Origin of the sequence: Salipaludibacillus neizhouensis, assembly GCF_002886185.1 — a bacterium.
Taxonomy (GTDB): Bacteria; Bacillota; Bacilli; order Bacillales; family Salisediminibacteriaceae; genus Salipaludibacillus; species Salipaludibacillus neizhouensis.
On record NZ_KZ614146.1, the window covers coordinates 2,825,924 to 2,841,737 of the forward strand.

Consider the following 15,814-nt stretch of genomic DNA (forward strand, 5'->3'; position numbering starts at 1 on the left):
GTCTTTCTTAGCCTACATCTAAGACACTCGGTTCACTTTCTTTGAACGTATTCAAAGGGTATAACCGGTGATTCTTTTCAGTCATTTCGTTATCCAGTTTTCAAAGGACAAAGGCTTCTTTCAAAGAAAAGAAGCTTTGAGAGACTAACCTCTCAAAACTAAACAAAAAGTCCAAGACAAAGTTCGATTCAATAAGTTGAGCTTAAATGCTCCTTAGAAAGGAGGTGATCCATCCCCACCTTCCGGTAGGGATACCTTGTTACGACTTCACCCCAATCATCTGTCCCACCTTCGGCGGCTGGCTCCAAAAAGGTTACCTCACCGACTTCGGGTGTTACAAACTCTCGTGGTGTGACGGGCGGTGTGTACAAGGCCCGGGAACGTATTCACCGCGGCATGCTGATCCGCGATTACTAGCAATTCCGGCTTCATGCAGGCGAGTTGCAGCCTGCAATCCGAACTGAGAATGGCTTTATGGGATTCGCTTGACCTCGCGGTCTTGCAGCCCTTTGTACCATCCATTGTAGCACGTGTGTAGCCCAGGTCATAAGGGGCATGATGATTTGACGTCATCCCCACCTTCCTCCGGTTTATCACCGGCAGTCACCTTAGAGTGCCCAACTGAATGCTGGCAACTAAGATCAAGGGTTGCGCTCGTTGCGGGACTTAACCCAACATCTCACGACACGAGCTGACGACAACCATGCACCACCTGTCACTCTGTCCCCCGAAGGGGAAATCCCAATCTCTTGGGTGGTCAGAGGATGTCAAGACCTGGTAAGGTTCTTCGCGTTGCTTCGAATTAAACCACATGCTCCACTGCTTGTGCGGGCCCCCGTCAATTCCTTTGAGTTTCAACCTTGCGGTCGTACTCCCCAGGCGGAGTGCTTAATGTGTTAACTTCGGCACTAAGGGCATCGAAACCCCTAACACCTAGCACTCATCGTTTACGGCGTGGACTACCAGGGTATCTAATCCTGTTTGCTCCCCACGCTTTCGCACCTCAGCGTCAGTTGTAGGCCAGAAAGTCGCCTTCGCCACTGGTGTTCCTCCACATATCTACGCATTTCACCGCTACACGTGGAATTCCACTTTCCTCTCCTACACTCAAGTCCCCCAGTTTCCAATGACCCTCCACGGTTGAGCCGTGGGCTTTCACATCAGACTTAAGAGACCGCCTGCGCGCGCTTTACGCCCAATAATTCCGGACAACGCTTGCCCCCTACGTATTACCGCGGCTGCTGGCACGTAGTTAGCCGGGGCTTTCTCGTGAGGTACCGTCAAGGTGCCGCCCTATTCGAACGGCACTTGTTCTTCCCTCATAACAGAACTTTACGATCCGAAAACCTTCATCGTTCACGCGGCGTTGCACCGTCAGGCTTTCGCCCATTGCGGATGATTCCCTACTGCTGCCTCCCGTAGGAGTCTGGACCGTGTCTCAGTTCCAGTGTGGCCGATCACCCTCTCAGGTCGGCTACGCATCGTTGCCTTGGTAAGCCATTACCTTACCAACTAGCTAATGCGCCGCGGGCCCATCTCGTAGTGTGAGGATAAATCCCCACTTTTACAACAGAATCATGCGATTCCGTTGGTCATCCGGTATTAGCTCCGGTTTCCCGGAGTTATCCCAGTCTACAAGGCAGGTTGCCCACGTGTTACTCACCCGTCCGCCGCTCATTCCACAAGCGTCACCCCGAAGGGATCAGCTTGTTTCCTGCGCTCGACTTGCATGTATTAGGCACGCCGCCAGCGTTCGTCCTGAGCCAGGATCAAACTCTCCGATAAAGTATGATGACTTATCATCAAGCTTGATGTCCTAGACATCAAAACCAAACTTTCGTCTGGCGTTTGTCGAATGTTACCATTCAACGATTTGTTTCATTTGACGGGATATTTTAAAATATCCCACTTTGCTTGGCTTTTTGTTTAGTTTTCAAAGGTCATTTCCTAAGAGTAAAAACTTAGGGTGACTCAATGTGTTACCTGAGTCTAGTTTCAATGTCGTTTTTTTAGCGACTTAATCATCATAACACTTATATCGTTATCATGTCAACAACTATTTTCATTTGTACTAACAAGGAAATCAATTGTTTTTTCAAATCAACTTATGGCGACAAGAAATAATATACCACGTATCCATGTTGTAATGCAACACTTTATTAAAAAATATTTATAGATATTCTTTTACAACATATAAATTATATAGAGTATACGTTCATTAAATAAATGTTAATATATAAAGGTGTTTTTTTCGAATAGAATCTTGAAGTAACAAAAATAAAGAATAGCAACAAACAATCCTCTAGAAAAGAGTAACCGCAGGAGCAGGTATAGCCCCCACAGAATGATCACTATCTAAAAAGGAAGCAACGTTACCTCAAAAAACCGTTCACTTTCAGCGAATTCAGTACCTTCCTAATTCTAATTGAAAATAACAGCATTTTAGAAAACAGTCTTATATAGAAGAAAGGGACAATATCTATACTTAATCAAATAGAAAAGGAGACCTAGTCATGGCCACCTTTTCTGCCTGTTTTATTAGTTAATTGCTAATCATTTTTAGAAATGTGATTTACTACATACTGTCTATGAAAAATTGCCTTTCCTTTTGTCTCTGCTTTCGCAACATCTATATATCCCTTTTGCACTAAATACTCAAGCATTATACTAAGATCCAATGAATAATCTTTCACAGAAACTTGTTCCTTCAACTCTTCAATAGTCCACGGTGAATCCTTTTCATCCATGATAGATAGAAGATGCGCACTACCCAATTTAGTTTTAGTAACCAGTTCAAACTCATTAGCTATCAGCAGAAGCTCTAATTTCTTGTCGATTGGTTCTGATCCCATTACTAATTCAAAATATAGCTTATGGATTTCAGGTTCTATTTTTTTAACTTGCTGCCACACCGTTACTTCCGGATAAAAACCATGTTCAATAACTGACAATCGCGCTAAGTGATGAAGCGCATGGACAATGTGATTATATGAGTCTAAGTAATGCCCTTCATGAAAAAGACCTTTACCATCCGTAAATCTTCGAATCAATTTTGAAAACTCTACTCCTATCTTTAATAACCTTTCTTCTATAGGAAACTCTTTCATTTGTTCTCTGAATTTCTTCATGTATTCATTTCTATCAAATATAACTTTTCCGGTCATTAGCCAATTTACCACTCGCCTATTAGAACTATTAAGGAGCCAATCTTGTAATTGTTCAGTATTCACCAAATGCATTGCGACCTTTTTTTCCTGATATTCATAATGTTTAGTTGTCCATTTTAATTTTGTATTATCTACTATTACAAGTAAAACTTCATCGAAGTAATCTGTGTTTGCATCTTGTCCTTTTCTTTTTTCCATGGCTATTATACCTAAAGTGTGTTCATCACTTGTTCGATCTTGGTACAACTGTCTTAGCAAATCATCCATATAACTTTCCTCCCCTAATATGAACTAAAGGTATTTACACTAAATATTGATTCTCTATGTATACTCTATTATATGATTTATTTTCGACACACCATAAAAAATCCCTTTTTTCTCGATAAATTATCTTTTACATGATATGAAATCGTTTATCTGTTATCACTGTGCATTTATTATGATATAATTTCTTCTCAGGAGGCGTTGATATGGCTGTTAAATATTCAAATAAAATAAATAAAATAAGAACGTTCGCGTTATTACTAATTTTCGGTGGAATTATTGTGATGTATTTAGGTTTGTTCTTCCAAGCTAACCCACTCATTATGACTCTGTTGATGTTATTAGGATTTTTATCCATCATTGCTAGCACTGGTATTTATTTTTGGATTGGCATGCTATCGTCTAAAACAGTCCAAGTGCTCTGCCCTAGTTGCAATAAATATACCAAGATGCTAGGTCGAGTGGATGCTTGTATGCATTGCAATGAGCCCTTAACACTCGACAAAGACTTAGAAGGTAAAGAGTTTGACGAAAAATATAATCGTAAAAAAAGGAAAGAGCAATAATAGCAGTTCTGCATGTAAAAAACGCGTAACGTCTTAATCGTCTAATTTAAAGTAGAAGCAATTGCTTTCTTTAACCTGGATTTTTAAAAGCTCGAGTGGAGACTGTGGGAAATGCAATAGGTGAAGACCCCCGCAGGGACGATCTTTCCCAAGGAAACTGAAGCATCGCGCGCGGAAAGAATCCGCCTAGAGCGGATTCGAGCCCTTCTGTTCGACGAAAACAACAATCTCTGTAATACTGATAATTTTATAAATCCTTGTAAAAAAAATGAGCCTGAAACCTTTATATAACAAGGGATTCAGGCTATTTTCAAGTAATTTAAAGTCTTTGTATTAATAGGATATCTAAAGGTCTGCTTTAAAAGGATAATCTAGATAGACACTTACCCGCTTTTTAAGATTCTATTCCAAAAACAACAAAAAACTGGAGGATCATCCCTCCAGCCTATAATTTAATGCTTTTGATGGTTTTGACACTCTGGGCATTCCCCATAAATTTCCATACGGTGATCAGTTACTTTAAACCCTGTAACGTGTTCCGCCAATGTTTCCACCTCATCAAGTCCCGGGTAATGAAAATCAACAATTTTCCCGCAGTCCTGACAAATCACATGATAATGATCAGTGGTGTTACTATCGAACCTACTAGATGAGTCACCATATGTTAATTCTCTCACTAAGCCTACTTCTTTAAAAACTCGGAGATTATTGTAGACAGTAGCAACACTCATATTAGGAAATTTTGTTTCCAAAGCTTTATAAATATCATCTGCAGTTGGATGACTACGAGCACTGAGCAAGTATTCTAATATTGCATGCCTTTGAGGGGTCATTCGAACCTTCGTGCTTTTTAGTGAGAGCAGGGCATCTTCAAGTCGATGGTTTTCCATTGATATCACCTCTTCTAATTAAAACTAGACCGTACTATAATATATATTCTGTAATTAAAATATACCATAAACATTATCACTTTATAATCTTTACAATTAGTATACATAACTTAATGAATTCTTGTCAATCGAAACAACCTAACAGCGCTTTATTCCAATTCTATTTATTCAAGGGTTTTTTTCTTGTTGCATAAGAGGCAGTGCATCTTTTGCTTGAATTAAAAAAGATATATATCTGCTGGATGGTCCCTTGCTCTTCCCTTTCTTTTTTTCATATGCTAAGCAAATTTCTTTCATTCTCTCTTTCAAATTCTCAATATCCGTGTCCTTAATCCCAATTAAAAAAGTAGTATTGCCCCGTTTTAAAAAACCTCCGCTACTTGCTAATTCTGTCATACGATAACCATTTTCTTTTAAACCTTCCTCTAGCACAACCCGATAATAATTTTGGACAACACAAACCATTAGTTTCATTCGTAAGACCCCCTTTTCAAATATTAATTCTCTTTTGATTAATATACGTCTTATTTCAATTTACTTGCAGATTTTATTGATCATACTGTTGCTTACATAATATGTTATAGGTTTCTTTTTTGAGCAGAACTAATACTAAAAATTAGCAGCAGTTAGCATAACAGGTAGCTCATTATATGTAATAATTTGGTCAAATGACTCCCTTTCTTTACCAATGCGAGTTAGTTCAGCTACATGCATTCCAATTGCTTTCGGTAGTTTTTCTATCCCCGACCCATTGCTCCAGCACCAAGTATGTCCATTGTTTCCCATAGAGCTCGCTTACACGTGAACAGACTATTCTTTTTGCTTTCGAATTAACCATCTCTCCATTTTGTCTAGACTCTTATAACATTGCGTTAATAGTATATTCAGCAATTGGGATAGCATGAAGCCTCTTTGTATTAGTAAAAATAATCTTTTGGAATGGAATTAGATCCAATTCTGCAGAGATTATCGCTATCCATTTCATGTTAGAAGCCACTTCAATGTAACGTTCTTCTAAATCTTCTCCATAGATGATTGAATCATCAGATGCTAGAATACCACCCGTATTTTTCTAATCTAACAACGATTATTGACGCTTCTTCTTTAATCTCAATTGTTACCTTTAATATTAACATAGCTGATTAAACGGCAACAGCCTCCCTTTTGCAAGCTATTCAAAGTCACTTCTCTAAACTTCCTAATGCGATTACTTTTTCAACCTTACAGAAAAAGTAACGTTTAATCCATAAACGGGGTGGGAAATAGAAAAATATAGTTAAATTAATGTTATAAGGAGTGTTTTTTAAATGAAAAAATATACAGTTAGACCAAATAAAGATGCTGACGCATGGTTTTTAAAAATTGAGGATGTAGCACCCGAAAAGGAATTTGATAAAATGACTGAAGCAATTGAAGCTGTTGAAAAGGTTGCACAAGACAATACACCAAGTCAGCTAATTATCTATAACCACAAAAATGAAATAGTTGATGAGAAAAATTTCAATTAAGAAACTCATGGCTTAGTTGGACATCTTTCGTATTAATCGTAAAATAAGAAGCAAGACCGCTTTTAGTCGGTCTTGCTTCTTTTTAATTTAAAGAATTTAAAATGCTTAGTTTTAGAGAATAAAAAACGGCTATGCCGTTTTTCTTATTTATTTAGAGTCCTCTCTCAAGAACTCTAAAGCTTCCGCTACATGATCTTCCACCTTGACTTGGCGCCATTCTTTAATAAGTTTCCCTTCTTTATCAATCACAAAGGTCGATCTGACAATGCCCATGGATTCTTTTCCAAAGTTCTTTTTAAGTTGCCACACACCAAAATCTTCGGCTAATTCATGTTCTTCGTCGGCTAGTAATTCAAAGGGCAAATCATGTTTATCAATAAACTTTTCATGACGTGCTACTGGATCTGGACTTACCCCTAAAATAACCGCATCTAATTCTTTGAAACTTTCATGGTTATCCCTGAAGTCACAAGCTTCTGTCGTGCAGCCTGGTGTCATATCTTTAGGATAGAAATAAAGAACCACATATCTACCACGGTAATCTGAAAGAGTAACCTCTTTATTATTCGTTGCCTTTAAAGTTCGATCTGGAACTGTTTGTCCTACTTCTAATGTCATTCATTGTTCCTCCTCAAGTATAGTCTCTCTCTTCATCATACCCAATTCAGAGGTTCACTACAAACGATCGGCACGTTTTTCTTTGGACTTATCATAGTGAACGACAGTTGTGATGACAAAAGCCGCTGGTAACAAATAACCAATGAGTGCTTGAATAATCGCTATCCATCTCCCAATCCCTTGAGGAATAATGTCGCCATAGCCGACAGTCAGCAATGTAACAGCACTGAAGTAAAGAACATCTTCTATTAAATGCAAATAGGATTCGGTTTGTATGTCCTTCCCTTCTCTCAAAAGAGGGACCCCTAGTAATTCAAGGCTCATGTAAAGAATTCCAAATCCTAACATAACCGTCGCATATACCGCTAATAGCATGATAAAGTGTTGAAACGAAATTCTTCTTCCTCCCTCAGGTTGGTGACGGATTAATAATACGACACTTCCAAAGATCCCCAGTAAGGCAGTAATAATTATGACACTAAAAAAAAGGATATCCATTTAATCACCTCAACACTATTTTATGAAAGTATGGGAGTAATTAGGACAGGTTTTGCTTTATAAAGATGAAGCTTTCTCATTGTTCATGGTACAATCATCTTTGTTAAAACGTTGGATATTAGGAGGTTCTCTTTCATGGGATTCGAAAAGTCAGAACAATTTTATAAAGAAGCAAAGGATGTTATTTTAGGTGGGGTAAACAGCCCATCTCGTTCCTTTAAAGGTATAGGCGGAGGAACACCTGTTTTTATGAAAAAAGCAAAAGGACCTTATTTTTGGGACGAAGATGATAATAAATATATTGATTACTTAGCAGCCTATGGGCCAATCATTACTGGGCACGCGCATTCTCATATTACGAAAGCGATACAAGCTGCCGCAGAAGACGGAGTTCTTTACGGTACACCGACAACTCACGAAAACAAATTTGCTACGATGCTTCGTGATGCTATTCCATCTTTAGAAAGGGTACGCTTTGTCAATTCTGGCACGGAAGCAGTGATGACAACGATCCGAGTAGCTCGAGCCTACACTGGTAGAGATAAAATCATTAAATTCGCTGGATGCTATCACGGTCATTCTGACTTAGTACTTGTTGCTGCGGGGTCTGGACCCTCCACTTTAGGAAACCCTGATTCAGCTGGTGTTCCAAAAAGTATTGCTCAAGAGGTCATTACGGTTCCTTTTAATGATGTGGAAGCTTTTCGAGAAGCGATCAATCATTGGGGAACGGAAGTTGCTGGAGTTTTAGTAGAACCAATTGTAGGTAACTTTGGGATTGTTGAACCTGAAGCAGGATTTTTAGAGGCTATAAATGAGATTACCCATAAAGCCGGTGCGCTTGTGATCTATGATGAAGTGATTACTGCGTTCAGATTCGGCTATGGTGGCGCCCAAAACTTATTGCAGGTTGAACCCGATTTAACCGCACTAGGTAAAATTATCGGCGGCGGACTTCCAATCGGAGCATACGGGGGCAAGCGTGATATTATGGAGCAAATTTCACCCTTAGGTCCTGCTTATCAAGCGGGAACAATGGCGGGAAACCCTGCATCCATTCGCGCAGGGATTGCCTGCCTTGAATTATTAAAAGAACCAAATGTATATAAAACAATGGATCAGTTAGGGGAACAATTAGAGGCTGGCATCCATAAAGCAGCACAAGCTTACAACATTCCAATCACCATTAATCGTCTCATGGGTGCACTCACTGTTTATTTTGATGTCGAACACGTTAGTAACTACGAACATGCTGAAAACAGCAACGGAGAAATGTTTGCATATTTTTTCAAGCAGATGCTAAAACGCGGTATTAACTTGGCTCCATCAAAGTATGAAGCGTGGTTTTTGACAACGGAACATTCAGAAGCAGACATAGAAAAGACCATCGAAACGGTAGAAGCTGTATTCTCCAACTGGGATTTTGCATAGTGTTATAAGAAAAACGGCATAGCCGTCTTTTGTTAAATACAGCGTCAGCTTCCGCCGCCATCATTTAAGTATCAAGGGTGGGTTTCCCTTGATACTTGCGGCGTGAAGGTAGCTGCTAATTTTATAAATTCTTATCTTTTGAAATAAAGAAGTGGCTATAGCCACTTCTTTATTTCTTTATCCGATAAGGGATGCAGTCTTCTATTTTCAACAATTATTTTTGTTCGTAGTTGAGATTCCGATTGTATTAATAATTGATATTAATCAGAATTGATGGTAAAATTAACTGATAATTCTGACACCTTGTCCATTTACATTTCTATGCAGTTTTGTTGGCAGGTTTTTTAACGTAAAGGATTGGCTTTGATCTTATTTAGGAGGTGATGGTCGACCTTCGACCAGACATTATGAATAACGTATCAAAAGAAATTCAACGATTCCGTGGAGCATTAAAGAATGAACATGACAGTTGTGGTATTGTATCTTTTATTGAAAAAGAAAATATCCCCCTAAAGAAAAACATCGATGACACTATCCAAGCCCTTTTAAAGATGAATCACCGAGCAGGCTTCACCAATGAAGAAGGCGATGGTGTTGGTATTCACATTGACATTCCTCGAGCTCTATGGAAGAAAAAACTCGATGCTGTTAACGTTCATTCAACAGTGGTTGATTCTCCTTCATTTGTTGTTGGGCATTTATTTATTGAACGCACACCTGAAACTAGTAAATTTCAACAAGAAATGAAAGATTTTTTTTCTGCCAACGGACTCAAGCTGATATTTGAAAGTACAGCACAAACCAACCCACAAGCTTTAGGGCCTATTGCCAGGAGAGTCGAGCCTATTTTCTGGCAGGTCGCTTTTGAAATTGACAGTACATTAGAAATAAAAGACATTCGCTCCACTCTCTTTGATCTTACAATAACTTGTGAAAAAAACCTTGCTGTCCATGTAGCTTCTTTAAGTAATGAAAATGCTGTTTATAAAGTAATGGGCGCTGGGGATATTCTCCCGAAATATTACAATGATTTAGCTGATCCCTCTGTCGCTTCCACAACAACGTTAGGCCATAATCGTTATTCTACGAATACCCTTTCTAACTTTTTTCGTGTGCAGCCATTTAGTGTTATTGGACATAATGGTGAAATAAACACAATTGCAAAGCTTAGGGACGAAGCTAATATGGTTGGAGTTCCACTCGTGGAGAGCGGTAGTGATTCACAGGATTTGAATCGTATTATTGATACATTTGTATCCCGTAAAGGGGTATCATTATTTGAAGCGCTAGAAATAATGTTTCCGCCCATCGTGCATGAAATAAAACATTATCCTCCTCACCTGAAAGATCTGTACACATATATAAGAGAAGCCTGGGGTCACTTCGCTCAAGGTCCAGCAGGTATTATATCACGACTTGGTGATGAAGCTGTTTTCAGCGTAGATTCTTTAGGGTTACGACCAGTTTGGATGCTTGAAACAGAGACAAGTTTTATTTTTTCTTCCGAACAAGGTATTTTCACAACCGACGTTTACGTATCAGATCCGAAGCCATTGGCACCCGGTGAAAAAGTTGGAATTAAGCGAAATAACTTCGGTACGATCGAAGTATTATCGCATAATGAACTTCAGGAAGAAGTATATCAACGCCTTTCTCCAAAGCTTTTCATTAAAGGGGCTGGTCAGCGTCTCACAACAAAATGGAAAAAACGAACAAGCAAAACACTTTTCCAACAAACCATTATTCCTTCTGTTTATGCTGCAAATGGATGGGACCGTGAACATATCCAACTCATTGAACAGATGGCTGATAAAGGAGCGGAACCAATTCGTTCACTTGGTCACGATGCTCCCCTGGCTGCCCTTCATCCTGGCCGAAAAAATGTCGCAGATTTTATTAAGGAAAGTGTTGCAGTAGTGACAAATCCAGCCATTGACCGAGACAGGGAAATGGAACACTTCTCCACTCGGGTAATTATAGGAAAACGTCCCAGCCTTTTTAAATCAGAATCAGTGAAAAATATTATCGAGCTAGACTCTCCTTTAATTGCAGAAGGAAAAGCTGGGAAAGGATTAGAATCTGAATATCATCATCCTACCTTTGAAGGGTTAGTAGAATATTATCAAGAAAATAATGAACTAGCTGTTTTTCAACTTGTCCGTTTAGAAGACGAAGAAGTTGTAGACGCATTAAATCGTTTGAAGAACGAGGCTGAAACAGCTGTTAAATCTGGTAAGTCCTTTCTCGTCTTTGATGATCACGGAACTCATACAGGTCAATCCTATTGGCTTGATCCTCATCTAGCAATATCAGCTGTGGATCAAGGCTTAACTAGTATGAAGCTAAGACGTGATTGTTCCATAGTTCTTCGCTCCGGTAGTATTCGCACACTGCATGACATAGCGGTTGTATTTGGTTTAGGTACAGATCTCATTCATCCTTATGTGATGTTTTCGACAGTCTTGGAGGATAGTCCAGAACCTGCGACGAAATTGTATAGTGCGTTAAATAAAGGACTGGAAAAAATCATATCTACTATTGGTATTCATGAACTGAGGGGATATGGGCGTCTCTTTTCTGCTATAGGTTTAAATGAAGAAATTGCCGATTACCTTGATGTAGTAAACTATCTTGGCAGTAATGATTTAAGCTTTAATTTCAATAGTATGAAAGCTGATAGCATCCTCCGCAAAGAAGACTACCATAATGATAAAGTTCGTCCAGGAAAAACATTTCATATTTTCCCGCGAATTTGGAAGTCTCTTGGGGAATTAGCAGCTGGAAAAATTGAGTACAATGTTTTTAAAGAGAAAATATCTGAACAAGAAGAAAAAAATCCAATTACTATTCGACATTATACAAAATTAAAAGAGATACAATCCGATATTGAACCAACAGATGTGAATGTTGGTGTAGGCAAACATGATTTACCATTTATGATTAGTTCGATGTCATTTGGATCTCAGGGGGAAGTTGCATTCCGCGCCTATGCTGAAGCAGCAAACCGGTTAAACATGATTAGTTTTAACGGTGAAGGTGGAGAAATCAAGGATATGCTTGGAAAGTATCCGAATACACGCGGTCAACAAATTGCTTCTGGGCGATTTGGAGTGAACGTAGAACTGCTGAATTCCACAAATTTATTAGAAATAAAAATTGGTCAAGGAGCCAAACCTGGAGAAGGCGGTCATTTACCGGGATCAAAAGTCACGGATAAAGTTGCTGCTGCCCGGAATGCGACAACTGGATCCGATTTGATTTCCCCATCCAATAATCATGATATTTATTCGATTGAAGATTTAGCGCAAATGATAACAGAAATTAAAACTGCAAACGACCAAGCAAAGGTGGCTGTAAAAGTACCTATCGTACCTAATATTGGAACCATTTCTGTCGGAATCGCAAAAGCCGGTGCTGATTTTATCACATTAAGCGGTTTTGATGGTGGCACAGGTGCCGCCCGGGTACATGCTCTTCAGCACGTTGGATTACCCGCAGAGATAGGAGTAAAAGCGGCTCACTTTGCCCTTCTAGAAGCTGGACTCAGACATAAAGTAGAGCTCTGGGCCGATGGTGGTGTTAAAAGCGTGGAAGATGCGGTGAAGCTTATGCTTCTCGGGGCAAATCGGATTGGCTTCGGGACATTATCGATGATCGCAGTTGGTTGTACAGCTTGTCGAGGCTGTCATTTGGATACTTGTCATGTGGGTATTGCTACCCAAATTGAAACAGAAACACAAGCAAAAGACCATGGTCTGCGACGTTTTGTTCCACGAGATTTTGAGAATGCAGTTCAAGGACTTACTAACCTGTTTCAAGCTTTCGGTAAAGAACTACAATCCGTTACTGCATCATTAGGCTTTAAAAATACGCAAGAAATGGTTGGCCGAGCTGATTTATTAGAACAAACTCGAGGAGAACTAAATCTCGATTTAACAGAGTTGCTTTCAACCCTTCCAGAGCAAGACTTAGCCCCCTTCGAACCAGTGAAGGTGTTGGAGGAAACATCAGAACGTCAACTTGCAGTTGCAGCTGGTGCAGAGTTTGATTATTTAGACGGTAATTCCCAGGAGCTTACCACATCTCGTAATTTCGAAGCAGTAACCAGTGAACAGCGTGTGTTAGGTAGTCGCGTCTCTTGTCACAGAGTTAGAGATAAATTAGATGGTTCCTATCGTTCACTTCCTGAGATAGATTTGCGTTACTCGAAAGGTTCGATTCTTGGCAATGGTTTAGGCGCTTATAATAGCGAAGGCGTGAATATTCATATCACAGGGGGAGCACAGGACGGTGTCGGAAAAACATCTTTTGGCGGCTCTTTCAAAATATTTAAAACAAAAGGAGCACATGGAGAATTGCTAAATGGATCTGTAGGGAAGGGTATTGGATACGGCGCACAAAAAGGCTTGTTTATTGTTCAAGGAAATGCAGATTCACGAGCTGGGATTCGCTTATCAGGAGCAGATATGATTTTTGGAGGACGACTTAAAACACCTTTAAAAAAAGATCAACACTATAATATTGGAATAACTGCAAATATTAAAGGCTTTGCGTTTGAATATATGACTAATGGCAGAGGACTTGTTATGGGTGATCCCGGACCGTGGATGGCAGCAGGAATGACAGGTGGTGTCGTTTACCTCAGACTAGATCCGGCTATGGGCTTAGATGAAAGTACTCTTTTGTCACGTATTGCAAAAGGGGCAAAGGTGTCTATCGAGCCTCTATCTGACAAAGGCATCAAAGATGTTACTGAACTTCTCAGTTTATACAGAGATGAATTGGCTCTGCTTAACCAAGACGAAGAAAAAGGTCTTGTCGTTAAACTGTTGGAAAATCCATCTGTTTACTTCAGGCAAGTTACTCCTGTTAAACTACAAGCAGATCCAGCAGTATCAACAGAATAAAATTCTATATAAACTCATATATATACTAACTCCAGAAAACAGGCTTTAATGTCTGTTTTCCGGAGTTTTCTGTTTAGCAGAGCCTTCAAATAAACATTGAAAATCCAGTAATTATTATTCTAGCGACGAGAATTTTCACCGGTTGCAGTTTTACAGAAAGAGGTGTATAGTACAATTTTAAAGTCAACTTTTTAATTATTAGTCAAATACTTTCTTACTAAGAAAAATGGCAGAGCCGTCTTTTATTAAATACAGCGTCAGCTTCCGCCGCCGAGTAGCCCCTACGAAGTGCGTGTAGGTGCTACTCGAAAGGGGGTGGGTTTTCCCTTGATACGTGCGGCGTGAAGGTAGCTGCTAATTTATAAATTCTTATCTTAGAACAAAATCTGCCGACCTTTATCATTAGCATTGTTTTCGAAAGGAACTGGAATAATTATGAGGCTAGGAGCACGTATTTTCAAAACCGGATTGGCCGTAACCCTTGCTTTATACGCCGCTATTTGGCTAGGCCACGAGGCGCCTGTATTTGGAGGGTTAGCTGCATTTTTTGCCGTACAACCATCCGTCCACAAAAGTTTGACACTTATTTGGGACCAAATTCAAGCAAATGTCGTAAGTGCTGTACTAGCAATAGTATTCGTTTTAGCTTTTGGGCACGAACCCTTTGTTGTAGGTGTTGTTGTATTACTAATTATTGCTATTCATATTAAATTTAAAAAAGAGGATATTATCCCTTTAGCGGTCGTTACTGCGATTATTATTATGGGGAATCCGACCGAAGATTTTATAAACTTTGCAGCAAACCGGTTTCTATTAGTAATGATTGGGGTATTTTCCGCATTTATTGTAAATATGATTTTTTTGCCCCCAAAACACGAAAACCAGCTGTATCATCGGATTACAGATACAAATGATAAAATTATTCAATGGATTCGATTGATTTTACATCATGAGGTAGAGTACCAGACATTAAACCAGGATATGAAAAAAATCCGTGGTTCTGTTGGAAAGCTAGAAACCCTTTATACGTTATATAAAGAAGAGAGAAATTATTTCAAGAAAAATGAATACGCACGAATGCGAAAGGTTGTCCTATTTAGGCAAATGCTTGTTACTACAAAAAAAGCTAAAGAAATATTGAAAAGCTTGAGTAAACATGACAATGTTTTAACACAGTTGCCAGAGGAATTAGAACAACTCATGCAGCTTCAAGTTGATTACCTAACTAATTATCATGAACGGATTCTTTTAAAGTACATGGGTAAAGTGAAGAAACAATCTACCGAACAGTTTTACGATGAGATTCACTCCGGTAAGCACCAACTCATAAATGTATTTATGACCTACCATCGTGATGATCAAATAGATCTGGATGAGTGGATTCAATTTCTTCCTGTCATTGCACTTATCGTTGAATATAGTGAAGAATTAGAGCATTTAGACAAACTCGTTGACGGTTTCTTCACTTATCATACAGATGACAATGAAGTGAATATAAAAGAGAGAGATCAATACTAAATTAATAAAAGTGCATTGCGTCTTTTGTATCTATTTTATTACATCGTTATCACGAAGGTTGTTTGGAAGAATTCCGCTCGCTTTCCGTGGATGATCAAGCGAGCCTCCTCGAGCAAACTGACGCTCTGCGGGGTCTCGCTTGAATCATTCTTCCACAGGAGTCTCACGGATTCTTCCAAACAACATTTTTTTAAGGGAGTTTACGTAATAGTTATTATCGTTATTATTTCTGGACTTAAAAAAATTTTTTTGAACAAATAATTCGAAGTAGCGAAGGCGGCGACTCCCTGCGGGAAAAGCAATAGCTAAAGACCTCGCAGGGACGAACTTTCCCGAGGAGACTGAAGCATTGCCCGCGTAAAGCGTCCGCCTAGAGCGGATTCGAGCAACTCTGCTCAAAGTAAAATGACAACATCAAAAAATCCACATCAAAATGGCACTGAAAAA

At 39.3% G+C, this 15,814-nt stretch carries 12 protein-coding genes and 1 rRNA gene; 5 read left to right on the forward strand and 8 right to left on the reverse strand.

From position 1 onward, the window contains the following. Nucleotides 1-217 precede the first annotated feature (217 nt). A 16S ribosomal RNA gene (locus CEF18_RS13495) occupies nt 218-1,785 on the reverse strand. A 764-nt stretch (nt 1,786-2,549) separates the two neighbouring features. Next, nucleotides 2,550-3,434: a nucleotidyltransferase-like protein gene (locus CEF18_RS13500; RefSeq protein WP_110936947.1), complete on the reverse strand. Its 885-nt coding sequence runs from the start codon at nt 3,432-3,434 to the stop codon at nt 2,550-2,552. 203 nt (nt 3,435-3,637) lie between these two features. Here CEF18_RS13500 and CEF18_RS13505 point away from each other — a divergent pair, with 203 nt between their 5' ends. Next, nucleotides 3,638-3,997 carry a YgzB family protein gene (locus CEF18_RS13505; protein WP_110936948.1) on the forward strand — a complete coding sequence of 120 codons (360 nt, stop codon included), beginning with the start codon at nt 3,638-3,640 and terminating at the stop codon, nt 3,995-3,997. 452 nt (nt 3,998-4,449) lie between these two features. On the opposite strand, the gene perR is transcribed toward CEF18_RS13505, so the two are convergent. The 4 genes from perR to CEF18_RS26860 form a co-directional block, all read right to left on the reverse strand. Next, nucleotides 4,450-4,887, reverse strand: coding sequence for a peroxide-responsive transcriptional repressor PerR (perR, locus tag CEF18_RS13510; RefSeq protein ID WP_110936949.1), 438 nt, complete (start codon nt 4,885-4,887; stop codon nt 4,450-4,452). Nucleotides 4,888-5,055: 168 nt separating this feature from the next. Continuing rightward, nucleotides 5,056-5,361, reverse strand: a complete 306-nt coding sequence (locus tag CEF18_RS13515; protein ID WP_110936950.1) for a cyclic-di-AMP receptor — start codon at nt 5,359-5,361, stop codon at nt 5,056-5,058. A 135-nt stretch (nt 5,362-5,496) separates the two neighbouring features. Then, nucleotides 5,497-5,673, reverse strand: coding sequence for a hypothetical protein (locus CEF18_RS25945; RefSeq protein ID WP_183041140.1), 177 nt, complete (start codon nt 5,671-5,673; stop codon nt 5,497-5,499). A gap of 73 nt (nt 5,674-5,746) precedes the next feature. Further along, on the reverse strand, nt 5,747-5,872 hold the full coding sequence (locus CEF18_RS26860; protein ID WP_259457940.1) for a hypothetical protein: 126 nt from the start codon (nt 5,870-5,872) through the stop codon (nt 5,747-5,749). A 322-nt stretch (nt 5,873-6,194) separates the two neighbouring features. Here CEF18_RS26860 and CEF18_RS13520 point away from each other — a divergent pair, with 322 nt between their 5' ends. Next, the gene (locus tag CEF18_RS13520) at nt 6,195-6,395 is read left to right on the forward strand and encodes a DUF2188 domain-containing protein (RefSeq protein ID WP_110936951.1); all 201 of its coding nucleotides are present in this window, start codon (nt 6,195-6,197) and stop codon (nt 6,393-6,395) included. Nucleotides 6,396-6,542: 147 nt separating this feature from the next. Here CEF18_RS13520 and bcp read toward each other — a convergent pair whose 3' ends face one another. Then, nucleotides 6,543-7,013 (reverse strand): thioredoxin-dependent thiol peroxidase, encoded by a 471-nt coding sequence (gene bcp, locus CEF18_RS13525; RefSeq protein WP_110936952.1) that lies wholly within the window; start codon nt 7,011-7,013, stop codon nt 6,543-6,545. 57 nt (nt 7,014-7,070) lie between these two features. Further along, on the reverse strand, nt 7,071-7,511 hold the full coding sequence (locus tag CEF18_RS13530; protein WP_110936953.1) for a potassium channel family protein: 441 nt from the start codon (nt 7,509-7,511) through the stop codon (nt 7,071-7,073). 135 nt (nt 7,512-7,646) lie between these two features. Between CEF18_RS13530 and CEF18_RS13535 the strand changes: the two genes are divergently transcribed. The 3 genes from CEF18_RS13535 (at nt 7,647) to CEF18_RS13545 (ending at nt 15,367) form a co-directional block, all read left to right on the forward strand. Beyond that, nucleotides 7,647-8,942, forward strand: coding sequence for a glutamate-1-semialdehyde 2,1-aminomutase (locus CEF18_RS13535; RefSeq protein ID WP_110936954.1), 1,296 nt, complete (start codon nt 7,647-7,649; stop codon nt 8,940-8,942). A 383-nt stretch (nt 8,943-9,325) separates the two neighbouring features. Further along, nucleotides 9,326-13,849 carry a glutamate synthase-related protein gene (locus tag CEF18_RS13540; RefSeq protein ID WP_407690400.1) on the forward strand — a complete coding sequence of 1,508 codons (4,524 nt, stop codon included), beginning with the start codon at nt 9,326-9,328 and terminating at the stop codon, nt 13,847-13,849. A 435-nt stretch (nt 13,850-14,284) separates the two neighbouring features. Then, nucleotides 14,285-15,367, forward strand: a complete 1,083-nt coding sequence (locus tag CEF18_RS13545; RefSeq protein ID WP_110936955.1) for an FUSC family protein — start codon at nt 14,285-14,287, stop codon at nt 15,365-15,367. Nucleotides 15,368-15,814: the final 447 nt, after the last annotated feature.

Bases quoted from the DNA above. Each gene is read 5' to 3' on its own strand.
- CEF18_RS13500 (WP_110936947.1), bottom strand. From the start codon at position 3,434: ATGGATGATTTGCTAAGACAGTTGTACCAAGATCGAACAAGTGATGAA.
- CEF18_RS13505 (WP_110936948.1), top strand. From the start codon at position 3,638: ATGGCTGTTAAATATTCAAATAAAATAAATAAAATAAGAACGTTCGCG.
- perR (WP_110936949.1), bottom strand. From the start codon at position 4,887: ATGGAAAACCATCGACTTGAAGATGCCCTGCTCTCACTAAAAAGCACG.
- CEF18_RS13515 (WP_110936950.1), bottom strand. From the start codon at position 5,361: ATGAAACTAATGGTTTGTGTTGTCCAAAATTATTATCGGGTTGTGCTA.
- CEF18_RS25945 (WP_183041140.1), bottom strand. From the start codon at position 5,673: ATGGGAAACAATGGACATACTTGGTGCTGGAGCAATGGGTCGGGGATA.
- CEF18_RS26860 (WP_259457940.1), bottom strand. From the start codon at position 5,872: ATGAAATGGATAGCGATAATCTCTGCAGAATTGGATCTAATTCCATTC.
- CEF18_RS13520 (WP_110936951.1), top strand. From the start codon at position 6,195: ATGAAAAAATATACAGTTAGACCAAATAAAGATGCTGACGCATGGTTT.
- bcp (WP_110936952.1), bottom strand. From the start codon at position 7,013: ATGACATTAGAAGTAGGACAAACAGTTCCAGATCGAACTTTAAAGGCA.
- CEF18_RS13530 (WP_110936953.1), bottom strand. From the start codon at position 7,511: ATGGATATCCTTTTTTTTAGTGTCATAATTATTACTGCCTTACTGGGG.
- CEF18_RS13535 (WP_110936954.1), top strand. From the start codon at position 7,647: ATGGGATTCGAAAAGTCAGAACAATTTTATAAAGAAGCAAAGGATGTT.
- CEF18_RS13540 (WP_407690400.1), top strand. From the start codon at position 9,326: ATGGTCGACCTTCGACCAGACATTATGAATAACGTATCAAAAGAAATT.
- CEF18_RS13545 (WP_110936955.1), top strand. From the start codon at position 14,285: ATGAGGCTAGGAGCACGTATTTTCAAAACCGGATTGGCCGTAACCCTT.